The sequence below is a fragment of the Micromonospora sp. NPDC049175 genome, assembly GCF_043197345.1.
GTDB lineage: Bacteria > Actinomycetota > Actinomycetes > Mycobacteriales > Micromonosporaceae > Micromonospora.
Genome location: NZ_JBICSY010000002.1, coordinates 1,096,015 through 1,118,675, shown reverse-complemented (window position 1 = coordinate 1,118,675; position 22,661 = coordinate 1,096,015). Strand labels below are relative to the sequence as shown.

The 22,661-nt window shown below is 71.7% G+C and carries 23 protein-coding genes; 8 read left to right on the top strand and 15 right to left on the bottom strand.

All coding sequences use genetic code 11. From position 1 onward, the window contains the following. Position 1 precedes the first annotated feature (1 nt). Positions 2–1,165, top strand: a complete 1,164-nt coding sequence (locus tag ACGFH8_RS12275; RefSeq protein ID WP_393366429.1) for a DNA recombination protein RmuC — start codon at positions 2–4, stop codon at positions 1,163–1,165. A 9-nt stretch (positions 1,166–1,174) separates the two neighbouring features. On the opposite strand, the gene ACGFH8_RS12270 is transcribed toward ACGFH8_RS12275, so the two are convergent. Further along, complete coding sequence (locus ACGFH8_RS12270; RefSeq protein WP_393366428.1) at positions 1,175–1,636, bottom strand: hypothetical protein; 462 nt, start codon at positions 1,634–1,636, stop codon at positions 1,175–1,177. A 40-nt stretch (positions 1,637–1,676) separates the two neighbouring features. Beyond that, on the bottom strand, positions 1,677–2,663 hold the full coding sequence (locus tag ACGFH8_RS12265; protein WP_393366427.1) for a 4-hydroxy-3-methylbut-2-enyl diphosphate reductase: 987 nt from the start codon (positions 2,661–2,663) through the stop codon (positions 1,677–1,679). Positions 2,664–2,847: 184 nt separating this feature from the next. Here ACGFH8_RS12265 and xseA point away from each other — a divergent pair, with 184 nt between their 5' ends. Continuing rightward, positions 2,848–4,062, top strand: a complete 1,215-nt coding sequence (gene xseA, locus ACGFH8_RS12260) for an exodeoxyribonuclease VII large subunit (RefSeq protein ID WP_393366425.1) — start codon at positions 2,848–2,850, stop codon at positions 4,060–4,062. A 45-nt stretch (positions 4,063–4,107) separates the two neighbouring features. Then, positions 4,108–4,329: an exodeoxyribonuclease VII small subunit gene (locus ACGFH8_RS12255; RefSeq protein ID WP_030328827.1), complete on the top strand. Its 222-nt coding sequence runs from the start codon at positions 4,108–4,110 to the stop codon at positions 4,327–4,329. Positions 4,330–4,372: 43 nt separating this feature from the next. On the opposite strand, the gene ACGFH8_RS12250 is transcribed toward ACGFH8_RS12255, so the two are convergent. Together ACGFH8_RS12250 and ACGFH8_RS12245 are read right to left on the bottom strand one after the other, a co-directional pair. Next, positions 4,373–5,221: a hypothetical protein gene (locus tag ACGFH8_RS12250; protein ID WP_393366423.1), complete on the bottom strand. Its 849-nt coding sequence runs from the start codon at positions 5,219–5,221 to the stop codon at positions 4,373–4,375. Between the two features lie 162 nt (positions 5,222–5,383). Next, positions 5,384–6,031 (bottom strand): DUF4245 domain-containing protein, encoded by a 648-nt coding sequence (locus ACGFH8_RS12245; protein WP_393366421.1) that lies wholly within the window; start codon positions 6,029–6,031, stop codon positions 5,384–5,386. Between the two features lie 159 nt (positions 6,032–6,190). Between ACGFH8_RS12245 and glpX the strand changes: the two genes are divergently transcribed. Continuing rightward, on the top strand, positions 6,191–7,222 hold the full coding sequence (gene glpX / locus ACGFH8_RS12240) for a class II fructose-bisphosphatase (protein WP_393366419.1): 1,032 nt from the start codon (positions 6,191–6,193) through the stop codon (positions 7,220–7,222). Positions 7,223–7,251: 29 nt separating this feature from the next. After that, positions 7,252–8,196, top strand: coding sequence for a DMT family transporter (locus ACGFH8_RS12235; protein WP_393367087.1), 945 nt, complete (start codon positions 7,252–7,254; stop codon positions 8,194–8,196). A gap of 52 nt (positions 8,197–8,248) precedes the next feature. On the opposite strand, the gene ACGFH8_RS12230 is transcribed toward ACGFH8_RS12235, so the two are convergent. The 7 genes from ACGFH8_RS12230 to ACGFH8_RS12200 form a co-directional block, all read right to left on the bottom strand. Continuing rightward, positions 8,249–9,937, bottom strand: a complete 1,689-nt coding sequence (locus ACGFH8_RS12230; RefSeq protein ID WP_393366417.1) for a hypothetical protein — start codon at positions 9,935–9,937, stop codon at positions 8,249–8,251. Positions 9,938–10,002: 65 nt separating this feature from the next. Then, positions 10,003–10,971 (bottom strand): NAD(P)/FAD-dependent oxidoreductase, encoded by a 969-nt coding sequence (locus ACGFH8_RS12225; protein ID WP_393366415.1) that lies wholly within the window; start codon positions 10,969–10,971, stop codon positions 10,003–10,005. Positions 10,972–11,076: 105 nt separating this feature from the next. Further along, on the bottom strand, positions 11,077–11,730 hold the full coding sequence (locus ACGFH8_RS12220) for a rhomboid family intramembrane serine protease (protein WP_393366414.1): 654 nt from the start codon (positions 11,728–11,730) through the stop codon (positions 11,077–11,079). 108 nt (positions 11,731–11,838) lie between these two features. Continuing rightward, positions 11,839–12,516, bottom strand: coding sequence for a lytic transglycosylase domain-containing protein (locus ACGFH8_RS12215; protein WP_393366412.1), 678 nt, complete (start codon positions 12,514–12,516; stop codon positions 11,839–11,841). A 276-nt stretch (positions 12,517–12,792) separates the two neighbouring features. Next, positions 12,793–14,208, bottom strand: coding sequence for a PhoH family protein (locus ACGFH8_RS12210; RefSeq protein ID WP_393366410.1), 1,416 nt, complete (start codon positions 14,206–14,208; stop codon positions 12,793–12,795). A 415-nt stretch (positions 14,209–14,623) separates the two neighbouring features. After that, positions 14,624–14,959 (bottom strand): hypothetical protein, encoded by a 336-nt coding sequence (locus ACGFH8_RS12205; RefSeq protein WP_393366408.1) that lies wholly within the window; start codon positions 14,957–14,959, stop codon positions 14,624–14,626. Positions 14,960–14,990: 31 nt separating this feature from the next. Continuing rightward, positions 14,991–15,335 carry a hypothetical protein gene (locus ACGFH8_RS12200; RefSeq protein ID WP_354995764.1) on the bottom strand — a complete coding sequence of 115 codons (345 nt, stop codon included), beginning with the start codon at positions 15,333–15,335 and terminating at the stop codon, positions 14,991–14,993. Between the two features lie 264 nt (positions 15,336–15,599). On the opposite strand from ACGFH8_RS12200, the gene ACGFH8_RS12195 reads away from it, so the two are divergent. The 3 genes from ACGFH8_RS12195 (at position 15,600) to otsB (ending at position 17,449) form a co-directional block, all read left to right on the top strand. Then, entirely contained in the window at positions 15,600–16,043 is a 444-nt protein-coding gene (locus ACGFH8_RS12195) for an XRE family transcriptional regulator (RefSeq protein WP_357241648.1), read from the top strand. Between the two features lie 161 nt (positions 16,044–16,204). Further along, positions 16,205–16,558 carry a hypothetical protein gene (locus ACGFH8_RS12190; protein WP_393366406.1) on the top strand — a complete coding sequence of 118 codons (354 nt, stop codon included), beginning with the start codon at positions 16,205–16,207 and terminating at the stop codon, positions 16,556–16,558. A 66-nt stretch (positions 16,559–16,624) separates the two neighbouring features. Then, positions 16,625–17,449 (top strand): trehalose-phosphatase, encoded by an 825-nt coding sequence (gene otsB / locus ACGFH8_RS12185; protein WP_393366404.1) that lies wholly within the window; start codon positions 16,625–16,627, stop codon positions 17,447–17,449. A gap of 39 nt (positions 17,450–17,488) precedes the next feature. Here the strand turns inward: otsB and ACGFH8_RS12180 are convergent, their stop codons facing one another. The 4 genes from ACGFH8_RS12180 to ACGFH8_RS12165 all read right to left on the bottom strand — a co-directional run bounded on the left by ACGFH8_RS12180 (position 17,489) and on the right by ACGFH8_RS12165 (position 22,546). Further along, positions 17,489–18,259 carry an isoprenyl transferase gene (locus tag ACGFH8_RS12180; protein ID WP_393366402.1) on the bottom strand — a complete coding sequence of 257 codons (771 nt, stop codon included), beginning with the start codon at positions 18,257–18,259 and terminating at the stop codon, positions 17,489–17,491. A 31-nt stretch (positions 18,260–18,290) separates the two neighbouring features. Next, entirely contained in the window at positions 18,291–19,433 is a 1,143-nt protein-coding gene (locus ACGFH8_RS12175; protein ID WP_393366400.1) for an NAD(P)/FAD-dependent oxidoreductase, read from the bottom strand. Positions 19,434–19,806: 373 nt separating this feature from the next. Next, positions 19,807–20,664 carry a hypothetical protein gene (locus ACGFH8_RS12170; protein WP_393366398.1) on the bottom strand — a complete coding sequence of 286 codons (858 nt, stop codon included), beginning with the start codon at positions 20,662–20,664 and terminating at the stop codon, positions 19,807–19,809. A 37-nt stretch (positions 20,665–20,701) separates the two neighbouring features. Continuing rightward, entirely contained in the window at positions 20,702–22,546 is a 1,845-nt protein-coding gene (locus tag ACGFH8_RS12165) for a phosphoenolpyruvate carboxykinase (GTP) (protein ID WP_393366396.1), read from the bottom strand. Between the last annotated feature and the right edge of the window lie 115 nt (positions 22,547–22,661).

Below are 22,661 nucleotides of genomic sequence, written 5' to 3'. Positions count from 1 at the left end.
GATGGACGTCTCGACGCTGCTCCTGGTGATCGTGTGCCTCGGTGCCGGCGGGGCGGTGGGTTGGCTCGCGGCCCGGTCCCGCTCGGCGGCCGACATCGCCCGCCTCGATGCCACGCTGGCCGCCACCCGGGAGGGCGAGGGCCGGCTGGAGCAGTCGATGCGGGCGTTGGGTTACGAGGCCACCGCGCAGTCCCAGGAGGCGGTGGCCCGGGCGGTCGCGCCGCTGCACGACACCCTGCGCCGCTACGAGCAGCGGGTGGCCGAGCTGGAGCACGACCGGGTCGACGCGTACGCCGAGCTGCGCGAACAGGTCCGGTCGATGACCGCCGTCTCGGGTGAGCTGCGCACCGAGACCAAACAACTGGTGGCGGCGCTGCGCGCGCCGCAGGTGCGGGGCCGGTGGGGCGAGCACCAGTTGCGCCGGATCGTCGAGGCGGCCGGAATGTTGGAGCACTGCGACTTCTCCGAGCAGGTCACCGCCGCCACCGACCAGCAGGTCGTCCGACCGGATCTGGTGGTTCGGCTGCACGGCGGCCGATCCGTGGTGGTGGACGCCAAGGCGCCGTTCGACGCGTACCTGACGGCCATGGAGTCCCGTGACGAGCGTGGCCGCGACACCCACCTCGACGCGCACGCCCGGCACCTGCGGGGGCATGTGGATGCCCTGGCCGCCAAGTCGTACTGGTCGGCGTTCGACAACTCGCCCGAGTTCGTGGTGCTGTTCGTCCCCGCCGATCCGTTCCTCGACGTCGCGCTCCAGCGTGACCCGACCCTGCTGGAGCACGCCTTCACCCGCAACGTGGTGCTGGCCACGCCGGCCACGCTCGTCGCCCTGCTCCGCACCGTCGCCTACTCGTGGCGGCAGGAGGCTCTGGCCCGTAACGCGCTGGCGGTGCACACCCTCGCCCGGGAGCTGTACGGTCGGCTCTCCACCCTGGGCGACCACGTGGGCAAGCTCGGGTCGTCGCTGGCCGGGGCGGTGACCGCGTACAACCGGGCGGTCGGCTCGTTGGAGGCCCGGGTGCTGGTCAGCGCGCGCAAGCTCGCCGAGTTGGGCGTGTCGGACGAGGAGTTGGCCGCGCCCGCGCAGGTCGAGTTGACGCCCCGCCAGCCGCAGGCGCCCGAGTTGGTCGATCCGGCCGACGACGAGGTCGCGACCCGCTAGCTCGGCCGGTCAGGACGGGGTGGCGTTCGACACGACGAACGGGGTGCCCTGCTGGCAGGTGGTCATCATGCCGGGCTCGGCCCGGCCGGTGACCTCCACCCGCGCGCCCGGGGTCAGCACGTTCCGCGGCCCCCCGAGCAGCAGGTAGCCGTCGAGCAGGACGCAGTTGGGCTCCACACCGCTCTGCACCGTGCCGCTCAGGGTGGTGGCGCCGACCCCCGGAGGCGTGCTCGGGCCGCCCGGCTTCGGGCCTGACGGCATCCCGGTCGGCGCGGGGTCGACGACCGACGGCGTGCTGGTCGGCGCGGGGTCGACGATCGACGGCGTGCCGCTCGGGTCCGGCGTGGGCTGGCTGGTCACCGTGCCGGTCGGCATCGGCGGGGGGTTGCCGGGTCCGGCGTCCTCGCTGGCGCAGGCGCTCAGCGCCACGCAGATGGTCAGCGCGGAGACGGTGAGCCGAAAGGTCCTCATGCCGAATCTGACGTACGCCGGGTCGAGTTCGTTCCCGTGCTCAGCCGCGCGCCGCCGCGGCCTTCATGTCCCGCCTCAGCTCCTGCGGGAGGGAGAACGTGAGCCGCTCGTTGGCGGTGGTGATCTCCTCGACGTCGGCGAAGCCCCGCGCCGCGAGGTAGGCGAGCACCTCCTGGACCAGGTCGTCCGGGACGCTCGCGCCGGAGGTCAGGCCGACCGTGGTGGCCCCCTCCAGCCAGGCGTCGTCGATCTCGTGGGCGAAGTCGACGAGATGGCCGGCGCGCGCGCCCGCGTCCAGGGCGACCTCGACCAGTCGGACCGAGTTGGAGGAGTTGGTCGAGCCGACCACGATCACCACGTCGCAGTCGGCGGCGATCTCCTTGACCACGTGCTGCCGGTTGGAGGTGGCGTAGCAGATGTCGTCGCTGGGCGGGGACTGCAACAGCGGCAGTCGCTGCTTGAGCCGGGCCACCGTCTCCAGCGTCTCGTCGACCGAGAGCGTGGTCTGGGAGAGCCAGACGACCTTCTCCGGATCCCGTACGGTGATCTTGTCGGCGCCGTCCGGGCCGTCGACGAGTTGGATGTGCGCGGGAGCCTCACCGGCGGTGCCGATGACCTCTTCGTGCCCCTCGTGGCCGATGAGCAGGATGTCGTAGTCCTCGGCGGCGAACCGCTTCGCCTCGTGGTGCACCTTGGTGACAAGTGGGCAGGTCGCGTCGATCGCCTTCAGCGAGCGCTGCCTGGCCTGCTCGTAGACCTCGGGGGCGACGCCGTGCGCGGAGAAGATGACGGTGGACCCCTCCGGGACCTCCTCGTTCTCCTCCACGAAGATCGCGCCCTGGGCCTCCAGCGTCTGCACCACGTGCTTGTTGTGCACGATCTGCTTGCGCACGTAGATCGGGGCGCCGTAGAGCTTCAGTGCTTCCTCGACGGTCTGCACGGCGCGGTCGACACCAGCGCAGTAACCGCGGGGCTTCGCCAGGAGCACGCGCTTGCCGGTCCGGGGAGTCGCCTCAGCCTCAGTCACGACCCCATCGTACGTGCCGTCCCCCCCAAGACCACCAACCCCGTGATCCGTTGATCATGAGGTTATCGCTGCGACACGCCGACACCAGGGGCAATAACCTCATGATCAACGGGGCAGGCCGTGGGGGTCCGTAGGGTGGGCGGGCGGGTGAATGGGTGGGTGAGCGGGTGAGCGGGGGTGGGCGGTGAGTGAGGGGGCTCGTAGCAGCGCCGAGGAGCCTTGGCCGGTGCGGGTGGTCAGCCAGAAGGTGGGGGCCTGGATCGCCAAGCTCGGCTGGGTGTGGGTGGACGGGCAGGTCGCGCAGATCAGCCGCCGTCCCGGGGCCAGCACGGTCTTCCTCACCCTGCGTGACCCGTCGGCCGACCTGAGCCTGACCGTCACCACGAACCGGGACGTGCTGGACTCCGGGGCGCCGGAGCTGCGCGAGGGCGCCCGGGTGGTGCTGCACGCCAAGCCGGAGTTCTACGCCGCCCGGGGCACGCTGAGCCTGCGCGCCGACGAGATCCGCCAGGTGGGGCTCGGGGAGTTGCTGGCCCGGCTGGAGAAACTCAAGAAGCTGCTGGCCGCCGAGGGGCTCTTCGACCGCGCCCGCAAGCGCCGACTGCCGTTCCTGCCCGGCCGGATCGGGCTCATCACCGGGCGCGCGTCGGCGGCGGAGCGGGACGTGCTGACGAACGCCCGGCGACGCTGGCCGGCGGTGGAGTTCCGCACGGTGAACGTGGCCGTGCAGGGGCCGTCGGCGGTGCCGCAGATCGTCGACGCGCTCCGGGTGCTGGACGCCGACCCGAGCATCGACGTGATCATCATCGCCCGGGGCGGCGGCGGCATCGAGGACCTGCTGCCCTTCTCCGACGAGGCGCTCTGCCGCGCCGTGTTCGGCTGCCGTACTCCGGTGGTCAGCGCGATCGGTCACGAGACGGACGCGCCGCTGATCGACTACGTCGCCGACGTCCGCGCCTCCACCCCCACCGACGCGGCCAAGCGGGTCGTCCCCGACCTCACCGAGGAGGTACGCCTCATCGGCCAGGCCCGGCACCGCCTGGAACGGGCGGTGCGCAACCTGGTCGACCGGGAGACGCACCGGCTCGACGGGCTCCGCTCCCGGCCGGTGCTGGCCCGGCCGCAGGTGATGGTGGAGCATCGGGCGACCGACCTGACCGCGCTGCGCCAGCGGGCCGGCCGCTGCCTGGAGCACCGGCTCGTCGCCGCCGACGACGACCTGCGCCACACCCTCGCCCGGCTGCGCGCGCTCTCCCCCGCCGCCACCCTGGACCGGGGGTACGCGATCGTGCAGCGCGCCGACGGCCACGTGGTCCGCGCGGCGTCCGACGTCGGCAAGGGCGACCCGTTGCGGGTACGGCTGGCCGACGGCGAACTGGCCGCCACCGTCGACGGCTGAGTGGCGACGCGGTGACCGGGCGAGCGGTGTGCTGAGATGGGTGCGATGACTGACGACACGAAGGCCGGGCCGGACGAACGGCTCAGTTACGAGCAGGCCCGCGCGGAGCTGGCCTCGGTGGTCGAGCGACTGGAGGCCGGCGGCACGTCACTGGAGGAGTCGCTGGCGCTGTGGGAGCGCGGCGAGGCCCTGGCGGTGATCTGTCAACGCTGGCTGGACGGGGCGCGGGCGCGGATCGACGCCGCCCGGCAGGAGCCCGCTTCCTGACCGACCGCCGGTGGGGCGGCCGGAGCCGCCCCACGTGGACGCGTCAGTTGAACAGGCTGTACAGCTCGGCCGGCGCCTCGACGACCTGGGCCGCCGGCGGCTTCTGCGCGGCCGCGGCGGCGCCGTAGTCGGAGTACGTCATCTTGATCTCCTGGGCGGCGGTCTGCCCGGCGGCCGGCAACTGCAGCACCAGCTCACTGAGCCGGCCCTGCGGGTCCACCTTCGCGGTGAACGGAACCGTCTTCGCCTGGGTGCCCAGCGCGGCGATCGTGGCGGCGTTCAGCGAACCCGCCTCGGCGGCCTTGGTGACGTCGATGGTGCCCGCGTACGCGCCGGTGCCGGTGCTGCGGACCTCGGTGATGCCCTGGGTCAGCACCGCGCTGCCGGCCGGGTCGACCTTGTCGAAGTCGAAGCCGAGGCTGCGGTTGCCCTTGATCCGGGCCTGGTCCAGGTGCTGGTACTTGCCGAGGTTGAGCTGCTTGATGGTGGGCAGGCTGTTGGCGGTCGAGCCGGTCAGCTCCAGCTTCACCCAGCTGTCCGGCTTGAAGTGGATCACGTCGAGCTTCATCGCCAGGTCGGACGAGGGACCACCGACCGCGATCTTCATCTCCGCGCTCTGGCTCGGTTGGTGCACCTGGCCCTCGGCCGTGGAGCCGGCACCCGCGAGGGTGAACCGGAAGTTGCCGCTGCTGATCTCCTTGGTCGAGTCGAGCAGGGCCTGCTTGGCGTCGCCTGCCACCGGGGCGCCGGACGCGCTGGCCGTGGCGGACGCGGTCACCGTCGGGGTCGCGGTCGATCCGGCGGTGCCTGTCGTACCGTCGCCGCAGGCGGCCAGGGCGGGCGTGATCAGAGCGGCGGCTACCAGGCCGGCGCCGAGTCGTCGGACAGTCATACGTGTCTCCCAAGAGGGTCACCCGACGACCTGGGCGGCGCCGGAAACCGGGCGACGCGGCAGCACCGTCGGCCGCGCCGCGCGATCCGGGCCGAGCAGCGCGCCCGGATCACTCCCTCTCTGTTCCCTGTTGTCGGGTCGGACAATCGCCCTTCTGTCCGTTCAGTGCAGCGAGCCGGCCAACTCGCGTAGTTCGTTGTCCCGGGCATCGCCGACGACGATCACCGTGCGGGTCGGTTCCAGCAGGACCAGCGCCTGCTGGTTGCCCCGGGCCGCGTAGAGCTGCCAGGTCCGCCCGGCCAGCTCGGTCGGGCCCTGGGGCTGGCCCTGGTCGGTCAGCTCGGCGGGGAGCAGCCGCTCGGCCGGCACGCTGCTCTGGAGGAGTTGGACGCCCCGCCCCTCCGGGGTGAGGTAGCCGATACGCAGGTTCGCACCGCCGTCGACCGTCTGGTAGCGGGCGCTGACCGTCGACCAGCCGGAGCCGAGTCCCTCCGGCTGGCTCACCGGAAACACGTTCGCCGACCGGGCCTGCTCGATGGCCGGGGCCGGATCGACGGTCGTGGCCTGGTCACCACCGAGAAAGCCCCGGTAGAACGCCAGCAGCAGCGCGATCGGGACGAGCAGCACCAGCAACGAGATCGCCATGTCCTTCGGCGACCGCTCGGACTTGGCGGGCTTCGCCCGCGGCGGTGGCGTCGGATCGTCGCCGGTGGGCTCACCACCGGCGGCGACTGGGACGTCGACCGGCGGCTGACCGTCGGGTGGCGTGCGGTCGGCGGGTACGCGGTCGGCTGGCTGTGCGGGTTCCACCCCCTTATCTTCGCAGCCGCCCGACCGGCGGTATCCAGGCCATCACCGCCCCGCGCCAACGCCCGGTCGGCCATCGTGTGAGGATCAGCGACAGAGCCGGCAGTGGGGACCGCCCCGCCGCCGGTCGTCCCCGCACCGTCGCGAGGAGGAGCAGCCGTCATGACCAACACCAGGACGCGGATCCCACAGGATCTCGACCGAAACCTCGCCCTCGACCTGGTCCGGGTCACCGAGGCCGCCGCGATGGCGGCCGGTCGGTGGGTGGGCCGAGGCGACAAGGAGGGCGGCGACGGCGCGGCCGTCGACGCCATGCGCAAGCTGATCAACTCGATCCAGATGCGTGGCGTGGTGGTGATCGGCGAGGGCGAGAAGGACAACGCCCCGATGCTCTTCAACGGCGAACACGTCGGCGACGGCACCGGCCCGGAGGTGGACGTCGCCGTCGACCCGGTCGACGGCACCACCCTGATGAGCAAGGGAATGCCGAACGCGGTCGCGGTCCTCGCCGTCTCCGAGCGGGGTGCGATGTTCGACCCCAGCGCCGTCTTCTACATGGAGAAGCTCGCCGTCGGGCCGGCGTACGCCGACGTGATCGACATCAACGCCGGTGTCGCCGAGAACGTGCGGCGGATCGCCAAGGTCAAGGGCACCGACGTCTCCGAGGTGACGGTCTGTGTGCTGGACCGGAGCCGCCACGAGGACCTGGTGGCACAGATCCGCCGGACCGGGGCGGGCATCCGGTTCATCTCCGACGGTGACATCGCGGGCTCCATCGCGGCCGCGCGGGGCGAGTCGGAGGTCGACGTGCTGATGGGCATCGGCGGCACCCCGGAGGGCATCATCTCCGCGTGCGCCCTGAAGTGCATGGGCGGTGCGATGCAGGCCAAGCTCTGGCCGCGCGACGAGCAGGAACGGGAGAAGGCGCTCGCCGCCGGGCACGACCTGGACCGGGTGCTCGGCACCGATGACCTGGTCACCGGCGACAACTGCTTCTTCGTGGCGACCGGGGTCACCTCCGGGGATCTGCTGCGCGGGGTGCGGTACCGGGCCGGCGGCGCGTACACGCAGTCGATCGTGATGCGGTCGAAGAGCGGCACGATCCGGGTGATCGACTCGTACCACCGGCTGGAGAAGCTGGCGCTCTACTCCGCTGTCGACTTCGACGGTCGTCCGCTGGCCGAGCAGGAGTGACAACCGCCAACACGGAGACACCGCAGGTCCTGTCGGCCGCCCGCCGCATCGGCGGCGTCGCGCTGGCGTCCGTCGCCGGGCTCGCGGTGGCGGTGCAGTCGCGCATCAACGGCGAGTTGGGGGTACGCCTCAACGACGGCTTCGCCGCCGCGGTCGTCTCGTTCGGCCTCGGCCTGCTGGTGCTCCTGGTGCTGGTGCCCGCCACCGCGACCGGGCGGCGTGGCCTGGTCGGGGTACGGCGCGCGCTCGCGACGGGCACGCTGCGGCCGTGGCAGTGCCTCGGTGGCATGTGCGGGGCGTTCCTGGTGGCGTGTCAGGGCCTCACCATCGGCACGTTGGGCGTGGCGGTCTTCACCGTGGCCGTGGTCGCCGGCCAGTCCGGCAGCAGCCTCGCCGTGGACCGGGCCGGCATCGGCCCGACCGGCCGGCAGCCGGTGACCCGGCAACGGCTGGCCGGCGCGGTGCTCACCGTGCTCGCGGTCGGCCTGGCGGTCGGCGACCGGCTCGGCAGTCCGGGCACGCTGGCGCTGGCGCTGCTGCCGCTGGTCGCCGGGGTGGGCACCGCCTGGCAGCAGGCGGTCAACGGGCGGGTCCGGGCGGCGGCCGACAGCGCGTTGACCGCGACACTCGTCAACTTCGTCGTCGGCACCGCCACCCTGCTCGTCGCGTTCGCCATCGACGTCGCGGTACGCGGTTGGCCGACCGGCCACCTGCCGAGCGAGCCGTGGCTCTACGTGGGTGGCCCGATCGGCATCGTGTTCATCGCGATCGCCGCCGCGATCGTGCGGTTCACCGGGGTGCTGCTGCTGGGCCTGGCCACCATCGCCGGCCAGATCGTGGGGGCGGTCCTGCTGGACCTGGTGCTGCCCACGGCGGCCTCGCACCCCGGTGTGAACACCCTGCTCGGGGCGGCGCTGACAATGGTGGCGGTGCTGATCGCCGCGCTGGCGCCACCGGCCCGCCCGCTGACCTAGCGGCCCGCCGCTGACCAACCGCCCGCAAAGGGGCCAGCCGCCTGTCGGAGGTTCACCGCGGCGGTGATTGCGACGGGTACGGCGGATCAGGCACCGTCGGCGGGCGAGCCGGGTATGACGCAGGCGGATAGGGCCCGTGCGGCGGATAGGGCCCGTATGGCGGATAGGGCGGGCGCGGTGGGTACCGGCGCTCGAACCCGCGGGCCGGGTCCACCAGCCGCGCGATCCGGGTGGCCAGCAGCACGCCCGGCACCGTGGCCAGCAGGGCGAGCGCCACCGCGAACCGGGTCCGCGACGGGGTGCCGTACAGCCAACCGACGAGCGGCAGGCCAGCCAGGAGCACGGTGAGCAGGAACCCGGTGAGCACCCGGCCGATCCAGCTCCGCAGAGCGCCCTGGTAGGAGGCTCGAACGATCATGGCCACCGTGGTGAGGACGCCCACCGCCAGCACGAACGGCACGGCCATGAACGCCAGGGTGTCGTCGTCGCGCCCCCAGGCCGCGGCCAACACGATCCCCGCGACCAGCATCGACGCACTGCTGACGACCCCCCACCAGCGCGGACCTCCACCACGGCGGATCGCGAGATGACCGGCGAGCGCAGTGACCGCGCAGCCGAGAGTCAGCGCCAGCGCGACGGCGAGCAACAGGTCCATCTCGCGGTCGCCGGGGCCGCCACCGTCCAGTCGGGGCGGTCCGTCCCACGACGTGCCGGACTGCCCCTCCTCGAAGAGGAACCCGACGCGCTGCCACCCACCGTCGGGCAGGCGGCGGAGAAACCCGTCCCGCCCGTTGGCGACCAGCACCTCGTGACCACCCCCGGCATGGGGATAGACGACGAGATCGCGGGAGGCGAAGTGGCGCGGGACATCGCCCGGGTTCGGCGACCGGCGGGCCAACTCCTCCCGCTGCCCGTCAGGCACCTCCCAGGCCACCCGCCAGGTCGCGCCGGCGTCGTCACTCTCCTCGACGCGTAGGTGCCCGGTGACGATCCGGTAGCAACGCCGGGGCTCATTCGAAGCGCACGCCTGCTGCTGCCCGAACTCCTGGCGGGACAGTTGCCGCTGCTCATCCTCCGTGGCCTGCCGCCAGGGGGTCGAGCCGTCCTCGCTGACCGCCCACTGCCCGTCCAACGGATCCGCCGGCCAGTCCGACGTGCTGTAGCCGGTGCCGACCGAGATCGCCGGGTGACCGTCGACCACGGCGGTGGCCACTGCGTACGGATAGTAGACCGGGCTGGTCGCGGCCACCGCCAGCACCGCTGGCGGTAGCACCACGAGCAGCCGGACCACCCGGGCCGTCCGTTGGCGCACCGGCCGGCGGCGCGACCGGGTCCAACTCCACCACGCCAGGCCGAGCGCCGGCAGGGTCAGCAGGTCGGTCCGGTCGGCCCGGACCAGCGACGGCCCGGCCAGCACGGTCCAGGCCGACGAGGCCAGCTCGGCGGCGTACCCGCTGGATTTGACGAGCGCGAAGCCGGCGCCCACCGCGACCAGACCGGCCAGCGCGGCGGCCCGGGCTGGCAACCGCGGCACCAGGAGGGTCAGCAGGACCGCGACCAGCGGTGGGGCGAGCACCAGGCCGGCCACGTCGCTCAGCTTCCCGGTCACCGGGCCGGGGAAGGTCGCCTTCAGCACGTGGTCGTTGACCAGCAGCAGGACCAGGGCGATCACGGTGGCGGGATGGCAGAGCCAGGACAGCGTGGTGGGTGCGCCATCTCGCGGTGTCTCGGAACCCGTCATCACCTCAGGGTCCGGTCGACCCGTCTCGATCCGGACTCAGGTCGGTCTGGGTCCGATATCGACCATCAACCGGCGTCGGAGGAGTGCCCCGGGAAGAGGTGCGCGCTCGGGTCGATGGCCACGGCCGCGTTGTTGACAGCCGTCGCCGCCTCGCCGAAGCCGGTGGCGATCAGCCGCACCTTGCCCGGGTATTCGGTGATGTCGCCCGCCGCGAAGACCCGCGGCAGGTTTGTGGCCATCGCGCTGTCCACCAGGATGTGCCGGCGGTCCAGACGCAGCCCCCACTCGGCGAGCGGGCCCAGGTCGGCGGTGAAGCCCAGCGCGGCGACCACGGTGTCCACCGGCAGCGTCTCGGTGGCACCACCGCGTACGGTCACCTCGGCGGCGGTCACCGCGCCATCCCCGATCAGCCGGCTGACCTCGGCGTTGACCACCACCCGCACCGGCAGGGACAGCACTCGGGCGACCGTCGAGGCGTGCGCCCGGAACTTCTCCCGACGGTGCACCAGGGTCACCGAACGGGCAAGTGGTTGCAGCGTCAACGCCCAGTCGAAGGCGGAGTCGCCACCACCGACGATCAGCACGTCCCGGTCGGCCAGTTCGGTCGGCTCGGTGACGAAGTAGACGATCCCGGTGCCGGGAGCGCCGTCGGCGCACGGCAGCGGACGCGGGCTGAAGCTGCCGAGCCCACCGGTGACCACGACCGCCCCGCAGCCGAGCTGCTCTCCCCCGGCCAGGCCGAGCACCGGGCGGTCGTCGGCGTACGAGAGTTTCTCGGCACGGGTGTTGAGCAGGTACTGCGGATCGAACGGGGCGGCCTGTGCGACAAGGTTGGCCACCAGGTCCCGGCCCTTGACGGCGGGAAAGCCGGCCACGTCGAGGATCAACTTTTCCGGGTACATGGCGGTGACCTGACCGCCGGGCTCGGGCAGCGCGTCGATCACCGCCACGGACAGCCCCCGGAACCCGGCGTAGTACGCGGCGAAGAGACCGGCCGGACCGGCCCCGATCACGGCGACATCGACCTCACGCATGGCGTACCGTCGCTTTCCGCTTACGGATCAACGCTTGCTGATCTCGACCGTAGGCGGGTGGCGGCGGTCCGGCAAGCACGTCTCAGGGGCGCGCCGGGGAATTGGTCAGGGCATGCTCAGCGTGGACCCCGAGTAGTCCGGCCCGTCCACCGCCGGGCGTCGGCGGCGGAACAGGATCGCCGCCACCACCCCGCCGAGCAGGCCGAACAGGTGGCCCTGCCAGGAGATCCGCTCGTCGGTGGGGAGGATGCCGACGAGTTGCCAGCCGTAGAGCAGGCCGACCAACAGGAAGACCGCGAAGTTCCACCAGCTGCGTTCGACGATGCCCCGGGTGAGCAGGATGCCCAGGTAGCCGAAGATGACGCCGCTCGCGCCGACCACCACCGAGTTGGGCGATCCGGTGAACCAGACGCCGAGCCCGCTGACCAGGATGATGACCAGGGTCGACCAGAGGAAGCGGCGGGCGCCGGCCGCCAGGACGAACGTGCCCAGCAGGATCAGCGGGATGCTGTTGCTGTAGAGGTGGTCGAAGCCGTGGTGCAGGAACGGGGAGAAGAAGACCCCGTCCAGCCCTTCGATGCGCTGCGGGATGATGCCGGCGTTGGCGTCGAGGCCGAACGCGAGCCCCTGGTCGACGGCCTCGATGAGGAAGAGGAACGGGACCACCGCGCACATGGCGACGAACGCCCGGCCGAGCGAGGCGTAGAACGCCTCGGTGCCGAACCGGAAGGGGTCGCCGCTTGACGGGTGCAGGGTCACCTGACAACTGCTATCAGCAAAAGCGGCCGACCGCCACTCGCGTCCCGTCCGGAGTACGCGCGAAGGCGGGGCGAGTGGAGATCCACCCGGCCCCGCCTTCGGAAGCCGTCAGTAGTGGTTGTTGTTCTGGAAGAACGTCCAGGCGCCGCAGGGCGACTTGTACCGGCCCTTGATGTAGCCCAGCCCCCACGTGATCTGGGTGGCCGGGTTGGTCCGCCAGTCGGCGGCGACCGTACCCATCTTGCTGCCGGGCAGGGCCTGCGGAATGCCGTACGCGCCGGACGAGTTGTTGGCGGCCTTGTGGTTCCAGCCGCTCTCCTTGGTCCAGAGCTTCTCCAGGCAGGGGAACTCGGAGATGCCGAAGCCCGAGCTGATCATCAGGGCGCAGCCGGTCTTGCGGTTGCCGCTGAACTCCTCGCAGGACGCCGGGATCGGCCCGTCGTACGGCTTGGCGGGCGCGTTCGCGGCCTCGCGCTCGCGCTTGCGGGACGCCGCGGCGGCCTCGGCCCGGCGGGCGCGTTCGGCGGCCTCCTTCGCGGCCTGCGCCGCCCGCAGCTTGGCCTGGTATTCGGCGGCCCGCTGCTTGGAGAACTGCACCTGGTGGGCGGACTGCCGCTCGCGCTGGTACGCGAGGTCGGCCTGGTCGACCTCGCGGCTGACCTGCTCGGTCAGCCCCTGTTGCTGGGTTTCCCGGTCTTCGCCCAGGTAGAAGCCGCCGGCAACGCCCACGGAGAGCAGTGCCACAGCAGCCGTACGGGCACCCAACCGGCTCCACAGCCGACTCACGAAGCGGTCCCTTCGTCGGGGGCATGGACGCGGCGCGGCGCGGGCCAGCAATGGACCGTCAACCGTGCCACGAGCGCCCCGACCGTTTGCCGGTCGCGCCGACGCACCGACCGCCGCCGATATCGCCCGTCTCGCGACGTTCGACAGCCGACGATGCCCATGGTGTGTGGACGCTCGTGGGACACGATTGCGCACAGTGAGGCTGATGGGAAACCAACCACGCTGTTTGTGATCTGTGCCACATAAAATATGCGGACAAAAGCCCGCATAACATCATCAGATCGGGATGTCCTCCAGGAGATCCGTGACCATCGCGGCGATCGGCGACCGCTCCGACCGGCTGAGTGTGACGTGGGCGAAGAGCGGGTGACCCTTGAGCGCCTCGATGACCGCGGTCACGCCGTCGTGCCGGCCCACCCGCAGGTTGTCCCGCTGGGCCACGTCGTGCGTGAGCACCACCCGGGATCCCTGCCCGATGCGGGACAGCACCGTCAACAGCACCCCACGCTCCAGCGACTGCGCCTCGTCCACGATCACGTACGCGTCGTGCAGGCTGCGCCCCCGGATGTGGGTGAGCGGCAGCACCTCCAGGATGCCCCGCGAGGTGACCTCCTCCAGCACGTTCTCGTGCACCACCGCGCCGAGCGTGTCGAAGACCGCCTGGGCCCACGGCGACATCTTCTCCGACTCCGAGCCGGGCAGGTAGCCCAGCTCCTGGCCGCCGACGGCGTACAGCGGGCGGAACACGATCACCTTCTTGTGCCGGCGGCGCTCCATCACCGCCTCCAGCCCGGCGCAGAGCGCCAACGCCGACTTGCCGGTGCCGGCCCGGCCGCCCAGCGAGACGATCCCGATCGCCTCGTCGAGCAGCAGGTCGAGCGCGATGCGCTGCTCGGCGGAGCGGCCGTGCAGGCCGAACGCCTCGCGGTCGCCCCGCACCAGCCGGACCGACTTGTCCGGCAGCACCCGGCCGAGCGCGGAGCCCCGCCCCGAGTGCAACACCAGGCCGGTGTGGCAGGGCAGACCGGCCGCCTCGTCGAGGTCGAGCGTCTCGCCGGCGTACAGCGACCCGATCTGCTCGTCGGTCAGGTCCAGCTCGGACATGCCCGTCCAGGTCGGGTCACTGGCCTGGCCGTGCCGGTACTCGTCGGCGCGCAGGCCCACCGAGGCCGCCTTGACCCGCAGCGGCATGTCCTTGCTGACCAGGGTGACCTCCCGCCCCTCGGCGGCGAGGTTGAGCGCGACGGACAGGATCCGGGCGTCGTTGCTCTCGGTCCGGAAACCGGGCGGCAGCACGCCGTCGTCGGTGTGGTTGAGCTCCACTCGCAGGGTGCCACCGACGTCGTTGGCGGGCACCGGTCGGTCGAGTCGGCCATGCCGGACCCGTAGGTCGTCCAACATCCGCAGCGACTGCCGGGCGAACCAGCCCAGCTCCGGATGGTGCCGCTTGCCTTCCAGTTCGGTGATGACCACCAGAGGCAGCACCACCTCGTGCTCCGCGAACCGGTGGAACGCCGCCGGGTCGGAGAGCAACACGGACGTGTCCAGGACAAAGGCCTGGCCGGCTGGTCGTGGCTCCTTCGGGTCGGCCGGCGCGGCGGCCGCCGTACGGCGGCTCCTGGTGGCACGGCGGGTCGTGGCAGTCGCGGCCGGGGTCTGGTCGGCACCGGCGGTGGTACGGCGAGTCGTCACAGGCCTGCTCCGACGGATGGGCACCCGCCACCCGTGTTCCGCCTCCTCCGGTGCCCGGGGACACGGGGTCGGATGCGGAACCCCATGCGCGAGGTCGCAGATCCGGGCGGACCGGCTGGCCCGGGAGAACCCCGTGCCATAGCTAGACGCTAGCCCCGCCGGACCCTCCCGGCTAGGGGGCGAACGTGGATCTACCTAGACGGGCGTGTGAACACGGCTTCGCGGGGCCCCGCACCACCGGGAAGGCCGGCGGCGGGGGCGGCGGAACCGGCCGGGATGCATGCCCCCTGCGCGCACCCCGGCCGGGTTGGGGCCACCGTCACCGGTCTGACGTGACCCCGACGGTGCGTGTCCGCCGCGGACGACGCACCGCGTCGGTGGTGCCGGTCGGCGGGCCCACGCCCGCCGACCGACCTCAACCGGTACGCCGAACGAGCGTGCCGGTCGGGTGCCGCCCGGTGATCGGGGCGGCCGGCGCGCTGAACGACGAGCCGGTGTACGTGGTGCCGGCGCGGGCGACGGTGCTGGCCGAGCGGACGACCTCTGCCGGGGACACCGACAGGGCGGAGGCGATCGCGGCCTGGGCGTCGCGGCGACGCCGGTTCCAGGCGCCCCGGTCACCGTCGAAGTAGCCCTGCCGGTAGCCGAAGCGGTAGCCGATGCGGTAGCTGAGCTGCCCGTGCAACCGGCCGGCCGCGTAGCTCGTCGCGCCGAGCACCAGGACGAGGAACACCGCGAGGAACGGGCTCATCGGGCGGCCCCGGCCCGGCTCGGACGCCCGGTCATCGCTCCTCCGGCTCGATCGTGGTGGGATCGGCGACGAGCAGCCGGTCCAGGTCGTCGGTGCTGACCTCCTCGACCAGCTCGACGCTGATCCGGCAGCCGTCCAGCACGATCTCGGCCACCGAGGAGCGGCGGATCTCGCCGCCGGCGTCGTAGACCCGGACGCTCAGCTCCGGGCAGCCGAGATGGGTACGCCAGGCGTTCCACTCGGCGCGGTCGCCGACGCTCAGCGACAGGTAGCGGCAGCCTCGGGCGAGGTAGAGGCGCCAGGGGGCGGTCAGCCCCGCGGCCACCCCCTCGGCGATCAGCCCGAAGGCCTGGGCGCGGGTGGCGAGCTCGGTCACCACACCCCCTCCGAACCGGGGGCGTGACGCATGTGAGCACCAATCGTCTCATGCACGTGACACACCGTAGATTGTCCCATGGGCGTGACAGTATCAGCTTTTCGTCCGCTTACGCTCGCCACTACGGGCATCTATTCTGCCCGCGTGACACCCCTCAACAGTGGCACTGACTCGTTTACCGGAAATCCGAAGATCCCGTCACGTAGGCGTGACAGTGGCGAGCCGGGGCGCGCGCTCGCCAGCGGCTGGCCGTACGGTCACGGGGTGACCGAGACGGCCAATGCGCGGAAGATCGCCTTCGCCACCTTCGTCCGCCGCGCCCTGGACGAGGCACGAGCGACCCGAGCCTGGAGCGGCACCGAGGTGTCCCGGCGCACCGGGGTCTCCCGGCAGACCATCAACAGGTGGGTCCGGGGCGACTGGGCCAGCGACCCGGAGGCCGAACGGGTGGTCGCCTTCTGCGAGGGCCTGGGTCTGAATCCGGCGGCCGCCTTCGCCGCGCTCGGCTGGGACCGCACCGCGGCCGGCCCCCGCGGCGGCCAGCCCGCCCCTCCGATGGACCCGGACGTGGAGGCCCTGCTCCGCCGCCTGGTCGATCCGAACGTGTCGGACGCGGAGAAGTTCCACATCCGGGAAACCATCAGATATCTCGCATACCGCCCAACGTTGCCGGTCGATGTCCGAAATAGAGGCAATCAAGCAGGGTAGTTCCTCAGATGGCGAAAGAACGCCTGGTCAGGTTTATTCGTTTGCCTCCGGGGCCGGAACGGGCACGCTAGCGTCCCTACTCGTACTGCTTGGGCTCGTCATCGGCGGGGGGACGGGACAAGGCCGAACCCAGCCCTGCGGGACAAAGGAGGGGTCTGTCCATGACCCTGAAGTGGTTGGCAGTCGTGGTCGCGACGGTGTCGATGACACTGTGGGCGACCGGCAACGCGGTGACCCTCGCGGTCGACGGCGGGCAGCTTCCGCTGCTCGTCAACCTCTTCGTGCTGATCGCCGCCGGCACCGCGGTCGTCCTGGCCGTCGTCGCCGAACTGCACGAGCGCATGAACGACCGGATCAGCGCGCTCACCGAATTCCTGGTGGCACGACTCAACGAGATCGAGAACCACACCGGCGATCGCAACACCGGGTTTGTGGAGGGCTACCTCCTGAGCCACGGCCAGGACGCGGCGGTGGTGCCGTTCGGCCGGCGTGGACGGGGAGCCGCCGAACGCTGATCGCCCACCCGCAACGGGTCCGCTCGGCCAGGAATGAGCCTTCATCGCCGGGGTACGCTGACGCGCGTGCCGCCGTTGAATCTGGGCAACCACCAGCCGAGAACCCCGTTGAACGCCGACCAGGCCTGGCGGACCACCGCCAGCCGGGCGGCCGGGACCGTGCTCTTCTTCGACTTCGACGGCACACTCGCGCCCGTCGACGACGATCCGACCGCGGTACGCCCGGCGCCCAAGGCGTTGGCCGCGATCGAGGCCCTGGCCCCGGTCGTGCAGCGGGTCGCGATCGTCTCCGCCCGGCCCGTCGAGTTCCTTCGGGATCAGCTCGGCGGGCTCACCGGCGTGGACCTCTACGGCCTCTACGGGCTGGAGCACAGCCACTCCGGCGGGGAGACCGTCACCGAGCCGGCCGCGCTGCCCTGGGTGCCGACAATGGTGGAGCTGGCCGACCTCGCCCGGGCCGAGCTGCCACCCGGCACGCTTGTGGAATACAAGCGGCTCTCCGTCGCCCTGCACTGGCGTACCGCCCCGCAGCTCGGCTCCACCGTGCAGCAGTGGGGGCAGGCGCAGGCCGACCGACTGGGGCTGCGCGTGCAGGCCGGGCGGATGGTGCTGGAGCTCAAACCCCCTGTCGACCGGGACAAGGGCATGGTGATCGGCGAGGCGATCAAGGGCGCCACCGGGGCCTGGTATTTCGGTGACGACGTCTCGGACATCAAGGCCTTCGCCGCGCTGCGCGCCCGCGCCGCCGCCGATCCGGACTTCCTCGGCATCTGCGTGGCCGTGGCCAACCCGGAGACCGGCCACGAGGTGGCCAACGCCGCGGACCTGACGATCGAGTCACCGGCCGCCCTGGGCGACTTCCTCACCCAGGCGCTGACCCACCTGCCCTGACCCGGCCGCGCGGCGACAGAGGCGTCGCCCGCCGCCGGCTCAGGCGCCGTAGCGGCGTTGTCTCGTCGCGTACGAGCGCAGGGCGCGCAGGAAGTCGATGTGCCGGAAATCCGGCCAGTTGAGTTCGCAGAAGTAGAACTCCGAGTGCGCGGACTGCCAGAGCATGAAGCCGGACAGCCGCTGCTCCCCGCTGGTGCGGATGACCAGGTCGGGGTCGGGCTGGCCACGGGTGTAGAGGTGCTCGGCGATGTGCTCGACGTCCAGCACCTCGGCCAACTCCTCGATCGTGCCGCCGGAGGCGGCGTGCTCCAACAGCAGCGAGCGGACCGCGTCGGTGATCTCCCGACGACCGCCGTAGCCCACCGCGATGTTGACCTCCGCGCCGCCGGTGCGCTCGCGGGTGCGTTCCTCGGCGCCCTTGAGCGCCGCCGCGGTCTGCGCCGGGAGCAGGTCGAGCGCGCCGACGATGCGCAACCGCCAGGGGTTGCCCTCCTCCGACAACTCCACCACCAGATCCTCAATGATCTTGAGGAGGGGGTCCAGCTCACTTGCCGGTCGGCGCAGGTTGTCGGTGGCCAGCAGGTAGAGGGTCACGTGCCCGATGCCGGCCTGGTCACACCAGCCGAGGACATGCTTGATCTTCGCCGCGCCGACCCGGTGCCCGTCGTTCGGGTCGACGAAGCCCATCTCCCTCGCCCAGCGGCGGTTGCCGTCGCACATCACCCCGACGTGCCGGGGCACCGGCTTACCCGCGAGCTTCGCCGTGAGCCGGCGCTCGTACACGGAGTAGATAAGGTCCCGCAGCGTCATCACCTAGCAGCGTAGCGACCCTTCGGTCAGATCACCGCCTCGGAGCCCCATCCCGGCCCGGCAGACCGATGCCGATCATCGCCAGCGTACGGGCGGTGAGCCGTCCGTCACCCAGTCCCAGCTCGACCACGTCGTAGAACACCCGGTCGTCCCGCCGGGCCGCCCGGACCGCCGCGTCCACCACCCGGCGGCGTCGCGCCAACCAGGCCGCGACCGAACTGTGCCGCAGGTGGGTGCCGAGGCGGCGGCGCAACCCGTGCGCGTAGCGGCTGGCTGCCGCTTCGGGAGACTGGGCCGCCGCCGTGCCGGCGAGCGCACCGGAGAGCAGGGCGTAGAAGATTCCCTCCCCGGTGAACGGATTGATCAGTGACAGCGCGTCCCCGGCCAGCAACGTGCGGCCACGGCCCGGTGTCGGCCGGTGGGTGGACAGCGGCAGGTGATGGGCGCGCAACGCGGTCACCGTGTCCAGGTCGGTGCCGGGCAGCAGCGCGGCCAGCCGGTCCAGCAGGTAGGCCCGGCTCAACGGCTCACCGCGCAGCACCTCCCCGTACCCGACGTTCGCCCGACCGTCGCCGATCGGAAACGACCAGGCGTACGCCGGCCAGCGCGCCTTCGAGGTGACGATGAGCTGCTCGGACGGGCCGGGCAGGGCCGGCGCGTACCCCCGGATGGCAAGCGCCAGGTGCCGGTCGGGATTCTGCGGGTGCCCGAGCGCCCGACGCACCACCGAAGCGGCGCCGTCGGCGCCCACCACCACCCGGCCGGACACCTCCCCGTCGAGCACCACCCGGTCGGCGCGCGGCTCGACCCGGCGCACGGTGTGCCGGCGCAACTGCGCGCCGGCCGCCACGGCCGCCGCCACCAGCCGCGCGTCGAAGACCTCCCGGGGCACCGTGTACGCGGGTCGGGGCAGCGCCCGCGCCACGGCGCCACCACCCGGCGCGATCATCCGCAACGCGGGAAGCGGCGCGTAGCCCGCCACCGCCTCGGTCACCCCCAGCTCGGCGAGCACGTCCACCGAGTGCGCGGCGATCCCGTCACCACACGCCTTGTCCCGGGGAAAGTCGGCCCGGTCCAGCAGCAGCACGCTCGCGCCCGCCCGGCGTGCCGTCAACGCCGCGGCCGCCCCGGCCGGCCCCGCTCCCACCACCACCACGTCGAACTCGTCGCTCACCGCGCCTCCCTCCGACCAACGCGGCGCGGCCGTGCCGTTCCCGCACCGCCCGACGATCCACCTGCGCCTCCCACGCCGACCGTTGTGACCGACGCCACCCGCCATCCTGCCCCCTGCCCGCTCGTGCGTGCCGCACCCGCACGACGCTGACTTCCTGCCGTCAGAAAGGCGATCTCCTGCCGTGGCAGGCACCAGCAGTCCAGGCGTGACGAATAGCAGGCCACCCATGCCGGGAGACATCAGCGCTGCGGAGGCCGCCCACCTGTCCAACCGCCTGTAGACCTGCCCCACCTCTGGGGCAGCTCTACAGCGGCTGTGACTACCTGGCCAGAGACGGAGGCTGCGAGCCGCCCGGGCGCGGGTGGTGCTGCCGTCAGCCGGGGTCGACGTCGTCCGCGCGGGACGCGCGGCGCAGGCCGTAGAGGGTGAGCCCGGCCGCGGCGAGCAGCGGTGCGCCGTCGCGGACCAGGCCGTCCACGCCCAGCAGCCACCAGCACAGCGGCAGATCCACGGCGAGCACGACAAGTGTGACGCCGACCAGCAGGCCGCGTGCCCAGTCCTTGCCGCGCATCAGGAACGCGGTGCAGAACAACACCGCGTAGCTGGCCGTGATGCCGGCCCCGAACCAGAACACCACGGCGGGTAGCGCGGTCAGCCGGCCGTCCAGGATGGAGCCGCCGGCCACCAGGGCCGGCACCAGCATCAGTGGGCTGTAGGTGAACGCCGCCACCCGGCTGGTCAACAGCCAGGCGTTCGCCTCCGGCCGGCGCGGCGGGGTTTCCCGCCAGGAGAAACCAGCACGGTCGAGGACCAGCCGGGGTCGGTGCCGGACCAGGTGCCCGGCCAGCGCCGACGAGCGGTACAGCAGCCAGACCACCGCGGCGCAGAGCGCGGTGAGCACGGCGAAGCCGAGCAGGCCGGGCAGCGGTGGCACCCCCTGCCGGGGCACGATCAACCGGCCGACCGCGAAAACCGTGGTGACCGCGAGGATCAGCCCGAACGGGCGGGCCACCGTCCGGCCCCGGCGAACGTGCCCGATCAGCAGCAGGAAGCCGAGCGAGCGCAGCATCGCCCAGCCGGTCCGCACGGCCAACCCGAAGCCCTGCTCCGGGGCGTACCACCAATTGAGCAGCTCGACCACGACGGTGGCCGCCGCCGTCGTCGCGAGCAGGATGGTGAGCACCCGGACGGCGGACGGCCGCCGGACCTGGGTCTCGGCGGCCGTCCTCATGGGATCCGATGTTGCCCACGCGGGGCGCTCTTCACACCTAGCGCTGCGGCTGGACGGCGTCCAGGCGGGCGCGCAACGCGTCCAACTCGGCCCAGAGCACGCCGGGCAGCTTGTCACCGAACTTCTCGAACCACTCGGTGATCATCGGCAGCTCGTTGCGCCACTCGTCCGGGTCGACCTTGAGCGCGATCCGGACGTCCTCCGGGGTCATGTCCAGGCCCTCGACGTCCAGCGACTCGGGCGTCGGCACCATGCCCACGGGGGTCTCGACCGCGTCGGCCGTGCCCTCGATCCGCTCGACGACCCACTTGAGCACCCGGGAGTTCTCCCCGAAGCCGGGCCAGAGGAACGAGCCGTCCGGGTCCTTGCGGAACCAGTTGACGTAGTAGATCTTCGGCAGCTTCGCCTCGTCGCCGTCGGTGCCCTTGCCCATCTCGATCCAGTGCCGGAAGTAGTCGCCCGCGTGGTAGCCGATGAACGGCAGCATCGCCATCGGGTCCCGGCGGACCACGCCGACCGCGCCGGACGCGGCGGCCGTCGTCTCCGACGAGAGCGTGGCACCCATGTAGACGCCGTGCACCCAGTCGCGGGCCTCGGTCACCAACGGGATGGTGTCCTTACGACGGCCACCGAAGAGGATCGCGTCGATCGGCACGCCGTTGGGGTCGAAGTACTCGTCGGCGAGAATCGGGCACTGGGTGATCGGGGTGCAGAACCGGCTGTTCGCGTGCGAGGAGAGGCCCTCGCTCTCCGGCGTCCAGTCGTTGCCCTTCCAGTCGATCAGGTGCGCCGGCGGCTCACCCATGCCCTCCCACCAGACGTCGCCGTCATCGGTGAGGCCGACGTTCGTGAAGACGGAGTTGCCCCGGTCCAGGGTGCGCATGGCGTTGGCGTTCGTCTTCCAGTCGGTGCCGGGCGCGACACCGAACAGGCCGTACTCCGGGTTGACCGCGTAGAGGCGGCCGTCCGGGCCGAACCGCATCCAGGCGATGTCGTCGCCGATGGTCTCGACCTTCCAACCGGGGATGGTCGGCTCCACCATCGCCAGGTTGGTCTTACCGCAGGCCGAGGGGAACGCGCCGGCGATGTGGTGGACCTTGCCCTCCGGCGAGGTGATCTTGAGGATCAGCATGTGCTCGGCGAGCCAGCCCTCGTCGCGACCCATCACGCTGGCGATCCGCAACGAGTAGCACTTCTTGCCGAGCAGCGAGTTGCCGCCGTAACCGGAGCCGTACGACCAGATCTCCCGGGTCTCCGGGAAGTGCGAGATGTACTTGGTCTCGTTGCACGGCCAGGCGACGTCCTGCTGGCCAGGGGCGAGCGGGGCGCCGATCGAGTGCAACGCGTGCACGAAGTCCGCGTCGTCGCCCAGCGCCTCGAGGACACGGGTGCCCATCCGCGTCATGATGCGCATGGAGGCGACCACGTAGGGGCTGTCCGTGATCTCGACACCGAACATCGGGGACTCGGCCTCGACCGGGCCCATGACGAACGGGATGACGTACATGGTCCGGCCCCGCATCGAGCCGCGGTACAACTCGGTCATGGTCCGCTTCATCTCCGGCGGCGCCATCCAGTTGTTGGTGGGGCCGGCGTCCGCCTCGTCGACGGAGCAGATGTAGGTGCGTTCCTCGACCCGGGCGACGTCCGTCGGGTCGGTACGCGCGTAGAACGAGTTGGGCTTCTTCTCCGGGTTCAGCCGGATCAGCGTGCCGGCTTCGACCAGCTCGTCGGTGAGGCGGCGCCACTCCTCGTCGGACCCGTCCACCCAGACGACCCGGTCGGGGGTGGTCAGTTCCGCGACCTCACGGACCCAGGCGAGCAGTTTCGGATGGGACGTCGGGGCCTGATCAATACCCCGCACAACAGCCGGAGCAACCATGACACATCTCCTTGTGGTCGACGCTGACCGATCTATGGGATGCACGAGACTCGGCGGCGCGATGCGTCGCCTTCGTGGAAACCTGGGATTGGCCTCAGCGTAAACCGGGCAGCCT